Source organism: Lederbergia panacisoli (assembly GCF_024626525.1).
Classification (GTDB): Bacteria; Bacillota; Bacilli; order Bacillales; family Bacillaceae_C; genus Lederbergia; species Lederbergia panacisoli.
This window is the reverse complement of record NZ_JANJGU010000007.1, coordinates 94,553-111,588: the sequence shown is the minus strand read 5'-3', so window position 1 is coordinate 111,588 and position 17,036 is coordinate 94,553. Positions and strand designations below refer to the sequence as shown.

Annotated in this window: 17 protein-coding genes and 1 riboswitch; of the genes, 11 read left to right on the top strand and 6 right to left on the bottom strand. The window is 36.3% G+C overall.

What is annotated here, in order from left to right; translation table 11 throughout:
• Positions 1–61: 61 nt before the first annotated feature.
• Together NQ185_RS11625 and ant(6) are read right to left on the bottom strand one after the other, a co-directional pair.
• Positions 62–1,039, bottom strand: a complete 978-nt coding sequence (locus tag NQ185_RS11625; RefSeq protein ID WP_257581973.1) for a ribose-phosphate diphosphokinase — start codon at positions 1,037–1,039, stop codon at positions 62–64.
• Positions 1,040–1,214: 175 nt separating this feature from the next.
• Positions 1,215–2,081, bottom strand: coding sequence for an aminoglycoside 6-adenylyltransferase (gene ant(6), locus NQ185_RS11620; protein WP_257581972.1), 867 nt, complete (start codon positions 2,079–2,081; stop codon positions 1,215–1,217).
• A 200-nt stretch (positions 2,082–2,281) separates the two neighbouring features.
• Between ant(6) and NQ185_RS11615 the strand changes: the two genes are divergently transcribed.
• From NQ185_RS11615 to NQ185_RS11590, 6 genes are all read left to right on the top strand, one after another.
• On the top strand, positions 2,282–4,006 hold the full coding sequence (locus tag NQ185_RS11615) for a methyl-accepting chemotaxis protein (protein WP_257581970.1): 1,725 nt from the start codon (positions 2,282–2,284) through the stop codon (positions 4,004–4,006).
• A 155-nt stretch (positions 4,007–4,161) separates the two neighbouring features.
• Positions 4,162–5,604, top strand: coding sequence for a sensor histidine kinase (locus NQ185_RS11610; RefSeq protein ID WP_257581968.1), 1,443 nt, complete (start codon positions 4,162–4,164; stop codon positions 5,602–5,604).
• Entirely contained in the window at positions 5,597–6,286 is a 690-nt protein-coding gene (locus NQ185_RS11605; RefSeq protein ID WP_257581967.1) for a response regulator transcription factor, read from the top strand. The genes NQ185_RS11610 and NQ185_RS11605 overlap by 8 nt, the downstream gene beginning before the upstream one ends.
• A 126-nt stretch (positions 6,287–6,412) precedes the next feature.
• A complete protein-coding gene (locus NQ185_RS11600) occupies positions 6,413–6,682 on the top strand; it encodes a hypothetical protein (RefSeq protein ID WP_257581966.1) in 270 nt (89 codons plus the stop codon).
• 233 nt (positions 6,683–6,915) lie between these two features.
• Positions 6,916–7,317 carry a DUF6220 domain-containing protein gene (locus tag NQ185_RS11595; RefSeq protein WP_257581962.1) on the top strand — a complete coding sequence of 134 codons (402 nt, stop codon included), beginning with the start codon at positions 6,916–6,918 and terminating at the stop codon, positions 7,315–7,317.
• 5 nt (positions 7,318–7,322) lie between these two features.
• Positions 7,323–7,526, top strand: coding sequence for an SHOCT domain-containing protein (locus tag NQ185_RS11590; protein ID WP_257581961.1), 204 nt, complete (start codon positions 7,323–7,325; stop codon positions 7,524–7,526).
• Between the two features lie 273 nt (positions 7,527–7,799).
• Here the strand turns inward: NQ185_RS11590 and NQ185_RS11585 are convergent, their stop codons facing one another.
• The gene (locus tag NQ185_RS11585; protein ID WP_257581959.1) at positions 7,800–8,078 is read right to left on the bottom strand and encodes a DUF2277 domain-containing protein; all 279 of its coding nucleotides are present in this window, start codon (positions 8,076–8,078) and stop codon (positions 7,800–7,802) included.
• 180 nt (positions 8,079–8,258) lie between these two features.
• Here NQ185_RS11585 and NQ185_RS11580 point away from each other — a divergent pair, with 180 nt between their 5' ends.
• A complete protein-coding gene (locus NQ185_RS11580) occupies positions 8,259–9,011 on the top strand; it encodes a DUF5694 domain-containing protein (protein ID WP_257581958.1) in 753 nt (250 codons plus the stop codon).
• Positions 9,012–9,899: 888 nt separating this feature from the next.
• Here NQ185_RS11580 and NQ185_RS11575 read toward each other — a convergent pair.
• Both NQ185_RS11575 and NQ185_RS11570 read right to left on the bottom strand, forming a co-directional pair.
• Positions 9,900–10,799, bottom strand: coding sequence for a nuclease-related domain-containing protein (locus NQ185_RS11575; RefSeq protein WP_257581957.1), 900 nt, complete (start codon positions 10,797–10,799; stop codon positions 9,900–9,902).
• Between the two features lie 413 nt (positions 10,800–11,212).
• Positions 11,213–12,409, bottom strand: coding sequence for an MFS transporter (locus tag NQ185_RS11570; RefSeq protein WP_257581956.1), 1,197 nt, complete (start codon positions 12,407–12,409; stop codon positions 11,213–11,215).
• Positions 12,410–12,484: 75 nt separating this feature from the next.
• Positions 12,485–12,585: riboswitch (purine riboswitch) on the bottom strand.
• Positions 12,586–12,926: 341 nt separating this feature from the next.
• Between NQ185_RS11570 and NQ185_RS11565 the strand changes: the two genes are divergently transcribed.
• The 3 genes from NQ185_RS11565 (at position 12,927) to hisA (ending at position 14,870) form a co-directional block, all read left to right on the top strand.
• Entirely contained in the window at positions 12,927–13,508 is a 582-nt protein-coding gene (locus tag NQ185_RS11565; protein WP_257581955.1) for a YdeI/OmpD-associated family protein, read from the top strand.
• Positions 13,505–14,041 carry a DinB family protein gene (locus NQ185_RS11560; RefSeq protein WP_257581953.1) on the top strand — a complete coding sequence of 179 codons (537 nt, stop codon included), beginning with the start codon at positions 13,505–13,507 and terminating at the stop codon, positions 14,039–14,041. The genes NQ185_RS11565 and NQ185_RS11560 overlap by 4 nt, the downstream gene beginning before the upstream one ends.
• 70 nt (positions 14,042–14,111) lie before the next feature.
• Entirely contained in the window at positions 14,112–14,870 is a 759-nt protein-coding gene (gene hisA, locus NQ185_RS11555; RefSeq protein ID WP_257581952.1) for a phosphoribosylformimino-5-aminoimidazole carboxamide ribotide isomerase, read from the top strand.
• 71 nt (positions 14,871–14,941) lie between these two features.
• Here hisA and NQ185_RS11550 read toward each other — a convergent pair whose 3' ends face one another.
• Complete coding sequence (locus NQ185_RS11550) at positions 14,942–15,784, bottom strand: aldo/keto reductase (RefSeq protein ID WP_257581951.1); 843 nt, start codon at positions 15,782–15,784, stop codon at positions 14,942–14,944.
• A 315-nt stretch (positions 15,785–16,099) separates the two neighbouring features.
• Between NQ185_RS11550 and NQ185_RS11545 the strand changes: the two genes are divergently transcribed.
• Positions 16,100–17,029, top strand: coding sequence for an AbrB family transcriptional regulator (locus NQ185_RS11545; RefSeq protein WP_257581950.1), 930 nt, complete (start codon positions 16,100–16,102; stop codon positions 17,027–17,029).
• Positions 17,030–17,036 lie beyond the last annotated feature (7 nt).

Here is a 17,036-nt window from a genome sequence, read left to right as displayed (position 1 = left end):
GCAAAAATTAAAAGAGAACACATTTGGATGACGAAATCTGTGTTCTCTTTTTTACCTTATCTCAATTAAGGGGTTTATTAAATATAGATTGAGGTACAGAATCAAATAACGAACTAACCGATTCTCTATTATGAATTCTTAGAACAGCTTCTGCAAATAAAGGAGCCACAGAAACAATCTTCGTTTTATTAGATATTATGGAATTGTTTATGACGGAGTCGGTACTAATAAGCAATTCAATCGGACTGTTTTCTATCTTTTCTGCTCCAGACTTACTGAGCATGAGATGGGAAACTAAAGCAAATATTCTGTGTGCTCCTCTTTCCTTCAAACCCATAGCTATATCTACTAATGTTCCAGCTGAAATACTAAAATCATCAACGATAAGGGCATTTTTTCCTTTTACGTTCCCAATAATCTCTAAAACTTTGGCCTTTTCATCATGGGATTTCCTTGTTTTATCTCCAATTGCAACCGGCACTTGGAGAGTGGAAGCAAAGTTTCTTGCCTGTTTTGCAAATCCTACATCTGGAGAAACAACAACTAAATCTTCTATATTCAAGCTTTTTACATAATCACAAAGAATGGGTAGAGCGAATAAGTGATCTACAGGTTTTTTGAAAAAACCTTGGATTTGGGGGCTATGTAAGTCCATTGTTATAATCCTGTCAGCACCTGCAAGTTCAATACACTCGGCACAAACTCTTGCCCTAATTGAAACCCTAGGTTCATCCTTTTTATCGCCTTTTGCATATCCAAAGTAAGGAATAATAGCCGTAACCGAAGTAGCGCTAGCTCGCTTAAACGCGTCCATCCAAAAAAGAATCTCTGTAAATTCATCATTAGGATTTAACCCTATTGGTTGTACAAGATAAACATCGTTATCCCGTACTGTCTCGCAGATTTTCACAAAAATATTGCCATCAGAGAATTTAAATACTTCTGATTTCCCCAAGTCGATTCCAATATAGTCGCACATTTTCTGAGCAAAGGATTTTCCTGTACTGCCGCCAAAAATTTTAATTTCTTCTTTTGGCAATAGAATAACCTCCCTGAATTAAAGGACTTTAATGTTATATATAATAATTACTTCTCTAAACAATAAAAAATCCCTTTAAAAATTTGGATGTTAAACTCTTTTCCTAGGAAGCACAATGGCGAAATGACAAGGACTGATATACGTGCATGAAAATACAATGGATCCAGCATGAAGTTTATTTCTCGGTAACGAAATATTTTTGACGAATCCCCACTATATATCTACTCACTTTTTCATCATAATCCGGATATGTATATCCTAATGTTTCCGCGATATGGCGGGAAGTTTTTCGAAATAATTCAAAACTTGCATAAAGGGCATCCCACATTTTTTCATAGGAACCCATATCGTAAGTTGACAGCAACGCATCCCACGTTGTGCCGGAGATATATTTTTTTAAAAACTTATCAGACTTCCCAATGCTCAATGAAACATCGGCTTCGATCCCGACTTTCCAACGTAGCATTGTAAGTAGATTAGGACGGAAAGGACCGTTCATAATATCAATCGCAAAGAGAATTTCTTTTCTTGCGAGTCCTTTCGCAACATATGTAGCAGTAAACCAAAATTCATTGCAGCAGTCGTCAAAAGATTGATGGCTTGGTTTTTGAATATGATACTTGCGGTCTGAGGCAATAACGGGCTCTTGAATTAGGTTATCTTTGTCCAATAGTACTTCGACTAATCCATCACTGTTTTGAAAATAATCCTCGTACTCATCAAGTGGAATGAGGGTAAGGTCGATTTTAGTTCCGTCTTCAAAAATCATAAGATATGAGAACCAGTTACCTAGTTCTGCGGGAAACAACTCCATTGCCTCTGGCTTTTGCATCATAATTCTCTTACCAAAATAGTCTAACCACTCATCGCTTTTTTTGAAGAATTCCATGTCCGTTACGAAATAACTAAAATCATAGTCTTGAAACTCATCTTTTGGAATGTTTTTGTTTGTGAGAGAACCTTCAAGTGTAAAGAGTCTAATTTTTTCACATTCGAAGGCAAAATTCATTCCTAAATCTATCATTTCTTGCTTGCTTCTCAATATCCTCACCTCTTAGTTATCGTTAGTTCTATTATAAAACAATCTATGAAACTTCAAAATTTTTTAAAAAAATAAGCAAAAAGTCCTATTTTATCTCCTGTTTAAATAGAAAATTTACCTAAAAGTTAAGTATAATTTTTAGTATTGGCTGGGTTTTGAGCCACATTGTGGAAATTAACATCGAATATGGGAGAATCATAATGAAAAACAGTCTGAAGTTAAAAATGGTCATTATTTTTTCTGTATTATTATTAACGTCCTGCTTGTTAATTAGTGCTATTGTATATCATTCTACTATGGATTTTGTAAAAGAATCAGTTGGTAAACAGGCCTCTAAAATCGTTGAAAAAGCAACTACTGTCATTGATATTGATCGATACAAAGAATTAAGTATCGATTCGACTGAAACCGGTTATTACAGTGAACTTCGAGAAGAATTAAATAAAATTCGAGAATTAAATCAGCTGGAGTATTTGTATACGATGACACGTGTACAGAATGTGTCTAGCTATGATTATTATTATTTGGTTGATGGTCAGCCAATTGGATCTGAAGATGCTTCAGAGTTAGGTGAAAAAGAAGAAAGTGCTTCTACATTTCCAGCACTTAAGCGTGCTTTTGTAACAGGAAATGTGGAGTATGAAATATCGAAAGATCCAGATTATGGTCCGTTAATATCAGTCTATGTCCCGATTAAGACTGAAACGGGGGATATAATTGGAATTATGGGGGCTGATCTGGATGCTGCTCAAGTATACGACGGTATGGCTTCCAATCAAATAAAGCTCATGATCATTACTTTCATTATTTTGGCATTCGGATTATTGATCGCTTACCTTTTCGCCGATTATTTAACAAAACCAATTAGAAGATTAACAGAACAGGTGGAGCGTGTAGGTACAGGTGATTTGTCTGTCGAAATTGGAACAAATCGTAAAGATGAAATTGGCGATCTAACAAAGGTCTTTCAAGGAATGGTGACCGAATTAAAAGTAGTTATTGAGGGAATCAATTCTAATTCGATTCAATTAATGGATACATCCAATCAGTTATTATCCAACAGTGAAAAAGTAAGTGAAGCGAGCCATCAAATTTCTTCTTCTATACACGAGGTATCGGAAAGTGTGTATACACAATATAAATCGTCTGAAGAAAGTGCAGCAACATTGGAACAGATGTCCAATGGGATTCAAAAAGTCGCATCTGCTTCAGCGAATGTTTTCAATCTGTCATCGATAAGTCTAGACCATGCGAATGGTGGAAAAAGTAAAATTGAGAATGTAATCAGACAAATGAATGTTATTAATCAATCTGTCTCGGCTTCATCTAGTGCGATTAGAATGTTAGAAGAACAATCAAAGGACATTTCTTCGATTATAAAAATGATTCGCGACATTTCTGCCCAAACGAATTTGTTGGCATTGAATGCTGCAATTGAAGCTGCTAGAGCCGGAGAATCCGGAAAAGGGTTTGCAGTAGTTGCTGCTGAAGTGAGAAAACTAGCAGAACAATCCGAGCAATCTACGAACGGCATAGCTGCTTTAATCGAAAAAATGAATGAGAATACTAGCCGAACTGTTGAAGCAATGAATATCGTTACAAGTAATGTGGAAGCGGGCATACATATTGTTGGGGAAGCTGGATACTCATTCGAAAACATAGTTGAATCAATCCATAGTGTGTCTTTACAAATAAAAGAAGTATCAGAGACTTCTACGGAAATGTCTACTTTTTCAGAAGAAGTGGCAGCGGCGGTTGAAGAAACGACCATGTCTGCAAGTCAAGCTGCGAATAACACGAAAAGGGTTGTTGACCGTACAATGGAACAAGAAAGCCATATAAACGACATAACATCAGCGATTACAAACTTAACGGAAATGGCAAAGAATTTGGATGAATTAGTTAAAAAATTCGTTTTAAAATAAATGAAGCACGAAGTAAATTAAACCTGTAGGGGGATTTCCACTACAGGTTTTTTGATAGCGTAAGTTTATAAAACTTTTATGCTTTTTATAGAGATTGTTAACTTTTTCAATGTATGATTTAGTATAGTGAAATCATTATTCTAAAGGGGAATTTTATGTCAATCCGCAAGCGTCTTATTATCTCAAATGCTGCAATGATTGTGATGCCTATTCTTATTATTGTGTTCATAATATTTTTATTAAGCGCAGTTTATAGCGATGGAGCAGTTATTGGAAAACATTTTAAACAACAATGGCAAAGTATGGGCGAGAAGAACACGGAACTCTTTTTAAACCTTCAAAAAACTGCATCGCTAGATCAAGAAAAATTTCTAAATACGGATTATCTTGAATCCTTGTCAGAGCAATTGAATAGGGAAAGTGTAGAGATTGTTATTCGAAAGGAAAATGATTTACTGTTTACATCTAATCCCCAAATAAAAAATGATGATTTACCGCCCTTCGGAAATGAAGGGTATAATCCAGCGGGAGCAAGAGTTGGAGAGGAACATTATTCGATTAGGCAGCATGACTTTTATTTTAAAGATGGGTCTAAAGCTTCGATTTTTCTTTTAGACGATTCAGCTTCTTTTGTAAAATTTGCGAGAACCTTTTTTCCGATTCTTTTAATGAGTTTATTCCTAGTATATATCCTTACGAATGTATTTTTGTCGTATATCGTGTCGCGAAGTGTTTTGCAGCCAGTCCGTCAATTGTCACATGCATCTGAAAAAATAAGCAAAGGGGATTTTGATTTTGTCATTAAGTCGAAAAGCAAGGATGAACTGGGGCAGCTAATTCGTACGTTTGATTCGATGAGAGGCCAGCTAAAGGAGTCATTAGAACTTCGTGATCAATACGAAAACAATCGCAAGGAAATGATTGCTAATATTTCACATGATTTAAAGACACCCATCACTTCGATTCTAGGGTATGTAGAAGGCCTTCAAGATGGTATCGCGAATTCAGGCGATAAACGAGAACAGTATCTTGATACGATTCGCTCTAAAGCCACATATATGAATCGATTAATTGAAGAACTCGCTTTGTATTCCAAATTAGATGTGAATTCATTGCCTTTTCATTTTGAAACAGTTGATATTCAAGCCTTTATTAAAGACTACTTAGAGGAAATCAGTGAAGAATTAATCGAGAAGGATGTAAAAGTTTTGTTTCATTCTAATATCTCTCATCCTCAAGCTCGAATCGATAGGGATAAATTGATTCGTGTGATGGAAAATATTATTTTTAATAGCATGAAATATATGGATAAAAGCCCTGCAACGATTAACATTTCAATTATTGAAGAAAAAAATATGATTAAAATAAGTGTAAGTGATAATGGTCCGGGTGTGCCGACAGAGGAGCTAGCAGCAATATTTAACCGCTTTTATCGTACCGACCCGGCACGCAGTACAGGCGGAAGTGGGCTTGGCCTTGCGATTGCCTCACAGATTATTGAAGCACATGGCGGGAAAATGTGGGCGGAAAATGTATCTACGGGGGGCCTCCGCGTTAACTTCACACTTAAAAAACCAGAGGATGAAAACGATGAATAAAAAGATTTTAATCATAGAAGATGATCAAAGTATCGCGGAATTAGAAAGGGATTATCTTGAAATTGAGGGTTTTCATATTGAGATAGCCCAAGAAGGAAAAAGTGGTCTGGACGCTGCCTTAAATCGTAATTTTGATTTAATTTTACTCGATTTAATGATTCCCAACATCAATGGATTTGACATTTGTAAACAAGTGAGAAAAGTATCCAATATTCCTATCATTATGGTAACAGCCAAATTTGATGATATCGACAAAGTGCGGGGACTAGGCCTTGGTGCAGATGATTATATTGTAAAACCTTTTAGCCCGCGTGAATTAGTCGCAAGGGTTAAAGCGCATATTGCTAGGTATGAACGTTTGATTCAAGTGGATACACCAAAAGATGAAATCCGTGTTCGGGGTCTTCATATAAATACAGCATCAAGACAAGTCTTTCTAGATGGAAAAGAAGTGCTGTTTACAACTAAAGAATTTGATCTACTTTCCTTTTTGGCTTCACATCCCAACCAAGTTTTTTCGAAAGAAGAATTATTTGAAAAAATATGGGGTCTTGATTCAATTGGGGATAATGCAACAGTCACTGTCCATGTGAAAAAAATTCGAAAGAAAATTGAAAAAGATACATCGAATCCAGAATACATTCAAACGATGTGGGGATCTGGATATCGCTTTAATGGATGAAACGCTCATTTTACGGAATGGGTGTTTTTTATTTTGTATATATTAGTTTATACATTTTTTATATATGCTTCAGAAGGAGTTTAGATTTGCTTGTTATAGTAATAGCAGTGGGACGGAGGTGAGAGATTGCAATTATCGATAACAGGAAAAAGATGGCTGCTTACCATTCATCTCATATTTTCAGCAATTATGCTTGGGAATATGGTCACCTTTCTCATTTTAAGCATCACCGCGGCAAGTACTGGGAGCGAACAACTAGTGAGCAGCTGTTATCAAATCATGCATGTTTTATCGAAAACATCTGTTAGAGCATCAACCATAGGGACATTTGTATCCGGGATCCTACTATCCATGTGGACTAAATGGGATTGTTCAAATTCTATTGGATTATTGTAAAAGAAATTCTCACGGCACTCCTTCTCTTTTTAAACCTTTGGGGTATGTATGCTTGGACATTAAAGGCTTTGTACAAGTTTGAAACAAACATGAATCAATTGGATATGTTTCATATTAATTTATGGACGGGAATCGCTATTCAAATTCTTTCGCTTCTCATCATATTTGCGATATCTGTCTTTAAACCATGGGGAAAGCGTAAAACATCATAATGAAAGAGAGGATGGGAGTTTGTGGTCACTACAAATAAAGGAAATGCCATTCGCAGAATCTTTGCTTTACTTTCCTTATTATTCCTAATCGCTATCATCTGTCAAATTTTTATAGCGGGCGTTGAGTTGTTTGCCGATTCTAGCCAGTGGGCAGTGCATAAATCATTTGTCGTTTATTTTGAATTCATTCCAATCGTAATGCTGGTTCTTGCATTTTTTGGGGAGATTCCAAAAAAATTACGTTGGCATAGTTTAGCCCTGTACATAATGATTGCTTTGCAATATATGACTGTCGGATTGTCGGGGAAATTTCCTTATAAAACAGCACTTCATCCTGTCATTGCAATGTTATTATTTTGGCTTTCTATAGTAGTGTTGCGCACAAGCCTAGCTTTAGTAAAAACAAATAAAAGTAGGAGTTGATTAATATGCACCATTGGGGATATTTTCACCCATTTGCTTTTGTATTCTTTTTAATCATAGTTGGGGCATTCATCATGATTTTGAGGGGAAAAGGGAGAACGTTCAATCATCCTCACAATGATGCTCTTTCTATCTTAGAAGCCCGTTTTGCAAAAGGGGAAATCAGTGCGGAAGAATTTAAAGAAATGAAAAAAACGTTAGGTCGTTAATGGTGGGGAATGATTTTTTAAAAAAAGTACCTTCCTAAGTCAAATATATCTGTTTTTATACTTGTTCGAATCTGAGGAATAGGGAACTCGCACTGCGCAGAGATCATAAGAAGAAATAACACTCCAAGCTCATTTAAAGCTGAGGAAGAGTTATTTCTTTTTGTATACGATTGAATTTGCTCCCATTAGTAAGGGGTTGTCGACTCAGCCCCCCTTATTGTAATAGCCTGCAATCCTTTATGTAAGAGTCCTTAAGAAACATCATTTAATTGTTTAAATCTCTTTATTTCCAAATCTTTTTGCATTTCTAGCCCGGGCTCGCTCAGCTTCCACCTCTCGATTACGTGGATTAGCTGAGGTTTCTAGTGAGTTAAGTAAATTTTGTGTAGCCATTGCTATTTCCTCAATTGCACGATTAAAAGCGTCTTTGTTTGCATTCGATGGTTGATTAAAACCGGAAATCTTTCGAACATACTGAAGTGAGGCTGCATAAACCTCATCATCGGTAGCTGGAGGATCAAAGTTAAATAATGTTTTAATGTTGCGGCACATGTCATTCTCCTCTTTCATCTTGTAATTTTGTTGACTATATCATATACCATTTCTACTATTGTTTGAATTCAAAACGAAAGCTATAAGTTAGTTTTTGAGGATTTATATAAAACTAAATGGAGGAAATCCCATCTTCTTAATAGAAACTATCGATATAGGAAATATAAGGAGGATTATGGGATGGAAAAGGTAAATATAAAGCCTACAGTTTTAATATTAGGTACATTTCATATGGCACCAAGTTCAGACTTGTTTCAGTCTAATTTAGACGATTTATTGACAATAAAAAGACAAAAAGAAATTCAAGAGGTCGTGGAACGTGTTAAACAATATAACCCTACTAAATTAGCCGTGGAAAGAGTGACAAAAAGGAACCGGGAACTAAATGAGGAGTATAGAAGATACAAAAATGGAAACTTTGAACTCAAAATAAATGAAATTTACCAACTTGGATTTCGAATTGCAAACGAACTAAATCACGAAAAAATATATGCTATAGATTGGATGGAACAAGGCGCAGGGACAAGAAGTGCAGGAGAAGTATATGAATGGGCTAAAGCTAATCAACCCGAATTATTTCAATCTATTTATGGATGGATAGAGGCAAGCATTCAAGGCGAAACGGAAGGTACAGCACCCACCATACTCGATTTATTTCGTGAATGCAATGATCCATCAGAAGTGAAGAAACACCATGAAATGTATATGAATATGGCTCGTATTGGAGATTTTGATCATTATGTTGGGATAGACTGGCTGATTTGGTGGTATCAAAGAAACTTAATCCTTTTTTCAAACTTAACTCGATTAGCAACATCATCAGATGATCGGATTTTATTCATCGTTGGTAGTGGTCACGTACAAATTCTTTATCAATTTCTCGAGGAAAGCGGTCTTTTCGATTTGGAGCGAGCAGATACATATTTACGATAGGAGATGAAAGATAATACATGATAACCGCCATTCATGTTCGCGCTGGAATGGCGGTGTTGATCATCGGACTTTATATGGTCTCCACATAGCGATTTCTAGTACTATTCTAAGTTTATTTCCATATAACGGTCATCCATGGGCTTGTAGAGGTTCTTCTCCCGTTGAGCGGCCGTCTATCCTCTTTTAATGCCATCCAATTCTCGCTCGAAGGCTCTCTATTCCCGTTTAATGCCATCCAATTCTCGCTCGAAGGCTCTCTATTCCCGTTTAAGGTCATCCAATTCTCGTTCGAAGGCTGTCTATTCCCTTTCAAGTGAGGTCTATTCTCGTTCGAAGATTTCATTCCCGTATAACTGTCGTCTATTCCTGTTCAATGCCATCCAATTCTCGCTCGAAGGTTGTCTATTCCCTTTTAAATGAAGTCTATTCTCGTTCGAAGATTTCATTCCCGTTTAACTGTCGTCTATTCCCGCTCAAGGTCATCCAATTCTCGTTCGAAGGCTGTCTATTCCCTTTCAAGTGAAGGCTATTCTCGTTCGAAGGTTGTCTATTCCCTTTTAATTGAAGTTTATTCGCTTTCGTAGATTCTATTCCCGTTTAACTATCGTCTATTCCAGTTCAATGCCATCCAATTCTCGCTCGAAGGCTCTCTATTCCCTTTCAAGTGAAAGCTATTCCCGTTCGCATCTGCTATTCCTGTTCAATGGTCGTCTATTCCCGTTCAATGCCATCCCATTCACGTTCGAAGGCTCTCTATTCCCTTTCAAGTAAGGTTTATTCCCGTACATAGATTCTATCCCATATAAAAGCCATCAATTCCTATTGGTAGGCACCATTCCCACATAATCGCCCATTTCGGAAATACATCTCCCATTAGACTAAGCTTTTTCACTTCATCTCAGCTAGAAAATCCATGGAATATGTGCGATATCGATTTTTGCCATGGCTTTCTAGATTCATTGTTTGTAAGATGCGGTTCGTGGATTTTATGTCATCAATATTTAGAAAGTCACGGCAATCCTTATTTGACATTTTTCTTCCGAATAATAAAAACCATTCCTTAATTGCTTGCTGATGAGCCAAACGATCAAAGTTTTTGCAATTTGGACAATACCAACTTCTAAAAACCTTTACCATTCCGATATCGTCACAAATTTGGCACATTACTCCACTTTTAAAGTCGCCTTTAGGAATTCCATACGTTTCACAAACAGGATTAGGGATATAAGGTTGATGGCTATCAAGAAGTTGAGATGTCAGCCAATCCAGTGTTCTGACATCTATTTTATGTGGGAGAGGGTAGAGGCTTTGAATGTATTGTGGGACTAAGTTTGGGAATAAAACTTTTGTATGTTTAGGTGCAACTTTTACAATTTGCTTGGGGTATGCTAAGACAACGACACCAATAACGGGGATATCAATACCGGCTTCGTTTAAAAATTCTTTAAACAAAATAACATTGCGTTCTACTTGGGCGGCAGGGCATTCAAATCCGTCAACAGTACCATCTTTTCTTATTCGAATCAATTGTCGTGGGTTTTCTCTAAATTCCAATATTCCGGAGATGTTTTTCACTTCTAAAATTAGGGCAAATAATCGGGATAAAAATAATGTGTCTATTTGTAACTGTGCACTGGTAGTGAGAGATAGGTCATGAAAAATGCGATGGTCGATGGAGAATGAGTTTCGAAGGATTACATCTGCTACCCTGTCCTCACCGGCTATTCCTGCTTCGACGGATAGTATTTTCGATGAGATGGATGGAAATAATAAGTGTTCTGTAGACAAGCGATTTTGTGCGGCGGTTAACCCTTGCAGAGATAGAGATTCTGATCTTATTTTTAGGTTGATTGCTGTTTCCTCCTTTTATTTAATAAGTAAATCGTATCATAGAAGCAATATAGGGACAATAACCACTAATCAAACGATTGATTAAATAAAGTCCCAATCTAATCAAACGTTTGATTAAACAAAGCGGGTGCCATAGCGACGCATTTTTAAAAAAATGTGCTTTAAACTACTAATCAAACGTTTGATTAAAAGAAAAATGAAATAAAATATAGGAACTTAGAACAAGGATAAAGAATAGTACATATACTTACTGCCGCGTTGAAATAAACTGAATTAAAAAAGCAGCCCCTTTCGCAAATAAAAGGGACTGTTCCATATTCAAAAAACTAGGTCAACACCTACAATAAATATTATTGAACCGTATTCTTATAAAATAAAGCCTCTGAATTTTCATTTCTTCTAATAATTGCTGGTCTTGTTAATGAAAAGAATGCACACAAGAGCGCGATAATCACAATGACACAACCAACCCAAGCTGTACCTGAAACGGAGCCTGTATGATTTAATACAACACCGCCAATTGCTGAACCTAATGAAATACCTATTTGCAATGCGGAATTATTGAAGCTTTGTTGAATATCAGATGTGGCTGGATCCGTTTGAATCAAATAGCTTTGTTGTGGTGGTGATAAACTCCAACTTAATGCACCCCAAACCATCATAATCGGAATGAATATGAAGAGTGAAAAAGTCGTGAATGGTAAAATGCCTAGTACGATGGCAAATGCGCCAATTACAATGAGTATGCTCTTAGGAGCTCCAATCCGATCTGAAAGAATTCCCCCGAAAGCTCCACCACTTATAGCAGCAATACCAAATACGAAATAACAGATACTAATCCAATAGGAATTTAAATGAAGATTTGTTTCCAAAAATGGTGTGAAATAGGCATATAGCGTATAATGTCCCGCCAACATAAACAATGTAGCCAGATGGGCGCTGCTTATTTTTGCGCTAGCCACAGCTTTTAATTGTTGTGAAAGTGGTATCGTTTTTTCACCAGGGATTTGTTCTAAAAATATGAAAATCAGGGCCATCGAGACAAGTGCCAACAAAGCGATTCCAAGGAATAATACGCGCCATCCAAATGCGTTAGAAATTAAGATTCCTAATGGAACTCCCAATACAAGCGCCGAACTAATTCCCATATAAATAAGCCCTACTGCTTTTGCCTGATGAGTAGGGGCTGCGATTTTTGCAGCAATCGTTAAAGATAACACAACGATAAGTGCTGTACTCATTGCAGTTATTACCCTTGCGGTCATCATAAAAGTAAAATTCTGACTGAAGTATGTCATGATATTACCAAGAATGAAAGCAAAAAGAGATGCAAGGTATAACTTCTTGCGTTCAATTTTGCTCGTTAGCATAAGCAAAACAGGGCCCGCAATAGCATAAATAAGGGCGAACACTGTAATAAGTTGACCGGCAGTCCCTAATGTAATATTAAAATCGTCGGCAATTGTAGGTAATATCCCACCTATAATCAATTCAACCAATCCAGCCGCGATTGTACATAATGCTAATATATAAACCTTTAAGTTCATGATGTAAATCAATCCTTTCTAAATAAAGAATAGGCCTAATGTTTTTCAAAAAAACAAAAAATCCTGACTGCAAAAAACGAATCATTCATTTTCTGTAGTCAGGATTTTAAAGGTTCCTGGTAGATACCCTCAAGCCATATTCTAGAGGTTATACAGGTATTATATAGTTAAAAAGCTAGCAATTTTTACCCGAAAGAAATACTTAATATATATTACTATCTATTATTCTATTATTCTAGTGGAGACATTTGGAAAAAGTTTAGCATCTTTTTATTTATGTAGATTATAAAAGGAGATTCTCGTATGTAAGAAGAATGATAATAAGTAATAGTAAAGAGGCGGTGTTTCTTTATGGATTTCATATTAATAATCCTGGCTATTTTTATTATAATCACCTGTGGTTCGCTTGAATTAAAAATGAAAAAAGCAAATGAACAGAGAAAAGAAATTATTGAGTTATTAAAGAAGTTGAATGATAAGAATTTAGAAGTCTGATTATCAGAAATAGGAGGTAAACATGAGTAAATTCTCTATAACCTATGTACCTCAGCCAGACTTTTCAGCATGTGATGAAGCGTGTTTAGCAATGGTCGCACGGATTCCAATAGAAGAAGCTGTTTTAGTAATGAAGGGAACGAGAGGGCCAGGGTCTACTCATTTTTATGGAGCTTTGAAAAAATATAAAATTGACTATTTGAGCTGGCGTAAAGTGGATGATATAAAAGATCTTCCACCTCTTTGTGTGTTATTGGTCCAGTTTCCAACATATGGGCACAGCGTCGTTTATTACGATGGAGTATTTTATGATCCAGAGTTCGGAGTACTAGAAAGTTACACCCCAAAAGGGAAAATAACACACTTTATGGAACTATTTATTGAAGAAGTTTACGAAAGTAAGCATTTTGATATTAAAATACCCAATGATTTTATAGAAGCATTCGAGAATGACCAAGAGGCATACAATATTTTTAAAAAGTTGCCATATCCACAAAAATCAAAATGTATTAATGGGATTAGTCATTATAAAAATCCAGGGGTTCGGAAAAAGAATATTGAAAAGATCCTAGTGAACCTAAAGAAACAAGGAGAATCTCGATGAATTTTAATATAAATGAAGCTATTGAGGTCTTAGAACGAACACCCGCAACATTAGAATATTTTTTTTCGGGTTTATCAAATGGCTGGTTGGAATGCAATGAAGGTGAAGGAACGTGGAGTGCTATGGAAGTCATTGGACATCTCGTTGAAGGTGAGAAAACCAATTGGATACCAAGGTTGGAATTCATACTTCAAGAAGGTGGGGGTGAGCCATTTCCGCCATTTGATCGCTTTGCTCACTTACATGATATTGAGGAAAAGTTGATTGAGGAAAAGATGCTTGAATTTAAAACGATTCGGACGCAAAATATAGAGAAACTAAAAAAACTCGTCGAACCAGACCTACACCTAGAATTAACTGGTTCACATCCTGAATTTGGCGTTGTAAAGGTAAAAGAATTAATCTCAACTTGGGTTGCTCATGATTTGACGCATATTGCTCAAATCGTAAGGGTGATGGCCAAGAGATACAAAGACGATGTTGGACCTTGGAAAGCATATTTAGGTATACTGAAAAACAAAGGTATTCAGTAAGAAAAGTAGTAAAGGTGAATTACAGGGAACTTTTCCTGTTTGATAAAACTTTATAAAGGAAATGATTAGATTGAAATTTAGACCATGTATAGACATACATCAAGGGAAAGTTAAACAAATTGTTGGGGACACACTTCGCTTGGAGAATGAAAAAGTTACTGAAAACTTTGTATCGGAATATGGGTCTGCCTTTTATGCTTCAATGTTTAAAAATGACGGACTAACTGGTGGGCATGTTATTATGCTTGGTGATGGCAACAAGGATTCAGCTTTACAAGCATTAAAAGAATATCCTAAAGGTTTACAGATTGGAGGGGGAATTACAGTAGACAATGCCAACTTCTATCTAGACAATGGAGCATCGCATGTAATCGTTACTTCCTACATTTTTGACAATGGTGAACTTAATAAAGATAGATTGAATAGAATCGTTGATGCGGTTGGAAAAGATAAGCTGGTAATTGACCTGAGTTGTAAGAAAAAGAATGGGAAGTGGTTTGTTGTAACAAATAAATGGACCCAATATAGTAATTTAGAGGTCAATAAATCATCAATAAGGGAACTAGAAAAGTATTGTGATGAATTTTTAATCCATGCAGTAGATGTAGAAGGAAAGCGTTCAGGAATACAAGAGGATTTAGTAGAGCAACTATCAAAATGGGTTTCAATTCCGACTACATATGCAGGTGGAGTTAGTTCAATAAAAGATTTAGAAAAATTTCACCAAATTTCTAATGGGCATTTAGATATTACAATTGGCAGTTCATTAGATATTTTTGGAGGAGATTTATCGTATAGAGAAGTAGTTGAGTTTTGTAACAGTAAATAATCTGGGGATTTATATATATAGGCATAATAAAAAAAGAGCGCATCCTTTAAATATTGCGCTCTTTAATAATATTAAAATTCTTCATATTTAGCTGGATCTTGATTATTCATTCTTCCATCGGGACGTGTTAATTCCGCCATCATATTCATTTCATTTTCATCCAATGAGAAATCAAAAATTGATATGTTTTCCAGCTGGCGAGTAGGAGATGCGGATTTAGGGATGGATACTGCACCTAATTGATAATGCCAGCGTAAAACAATCTGTGAAACGGATTTGTTATGTTGTTCCGCTATTTTTTTGATCGTTTCATTTTCTTGGATTGTCTTTGCCCGCGCCAATGGACTCCATGATTCTGTCACTATATGATTCTCTTCATGCCATTTTCTTTGCTGTTCTTGGTTGAAAAATGGATGTAATTCAATTTGGTTAACACTTGGCATAACACCAGTTTCCTTATCCAAACGCTCAAGATGGTCAGGTAAGAAATTAGAAACGCCAATCGACCGAATGAGACCCCACTTTTGCGCATCAATTAAGGCTTGCCAAGCTTCTACATATAAATCTTGTTTTGGATTTGGCCAGTGGATTAAATATAAATCATAATGATCTAGATCTGCACGGTACAACGATTCTTGGATAGCTAAAACTGCCTTTTCATAAGAATGATAGCGTCCAGGCAGCTTGGATGTAATGATTAATTGATCCCTTGGAACGGAACTTCTTCGAATCGCTTCTCCAACTGTTCCTTCGTTTTCGTAGTTGTAGGCAGAATCAATCAAGCGATATCCGATATCAATCGCCTGCTTAATGGCATTAGCCCCTGCATTTCCTCTCAAACTGTATGTACCTAAACCTACGACAGGCAAAGAAAAACCGTCATTGAGTGTAATCTCAGGAATGGAAATACTCATCTTACATCGCCCCTTTCAGTATTAATACAAGGTTACCATATTTAGGGATTTAGGTCATGAATCTTTGACAATGTTTTCAATAAGAATCTACAATGAAAATAAAACAATTTAGTAGGTTTAATTTTATGAAAAATAGAGATTTTAAAATAGCTAATCAAATTTTCATAACTCTTATCACTGCGATAATAGGAGGCATACTATTTAGTTTCCTTCATATCCCAGTTCCATGGCTGCTAGGTCCGATGATTGCTGTATTAATCAGTACGAATATATTAAAACTTAAACTTATCTGGCCGAGAACAATTCGAAACAGGGATGATCATTGTCGGTTATACGATTGGCCTGTCGATGACTCCATCTGCCTTGCATGAAATGGTAGGGCAATTGCCGTATATGTTTTTGATGACTGTTTTCTTATTATTGCTTTGTTCGGGTATTGCCTTTGTCGTTTCAAGGTTATCTGACAGTGATTATAGAACGTTGTTATTAGCGAGCATACCAGGTGGGCTTTCACAAATTATCATGTTAGCTGAAGAAACGAAGGGCATTAATCTCGGTGTTGTAACGATTACTCAAGTAATCCGATTAATAATCATTATTATTGCAATGCCATTGCTTGTGTTGATTCCGGTGTTTGCAGATTCTAGTCGTGTTGCAAATTCATTGTCAGTTGAAGTAATCCCGACCTTATCCACTGCAAGCTGGAATCAATTGTTTCCTAATATCATTATTTTTGCAGTAATATGTATTCTTTTCGCTCTCCTTGGTGCAAAAATTAACTTTCCAACAGCGTATCTAATTGGCCCGGCCATTGGGACCGCAATCTTACAAGCTTATGGCTTAGACGGACCTCAATTGCCCTCAACCGTCATTAATGCAGCGCAGTTGATGCTTGGTACACATGTAGGTTTAATGCTTACACCCAACCAGATTCCTAGAAAAATCAAAACATTTAGCCTTGCGATTGGAAGTGGGTTTATACTTGTTATCGGGGCAATTGGTTTAAGTGCATTGTTGACGAAACTACAACCTATTTCAAATGCAACAGCTTTACTAAGCTTGGCGCCAGGAGGAATGGACCAAATGGGAGTCATCGCACACGCAATCAATGCAGATCTTTCTTTTGTATCTGGCTACCAGCTGTTTCGAACCTTTTTTATCTTTTTCGCAGTTCCACCACTAATTCGATTGATTTTTAACATAGCGGATAAAAAATCGATTAAGCAAAAAAACGAGTTGAAATGATAGGAAT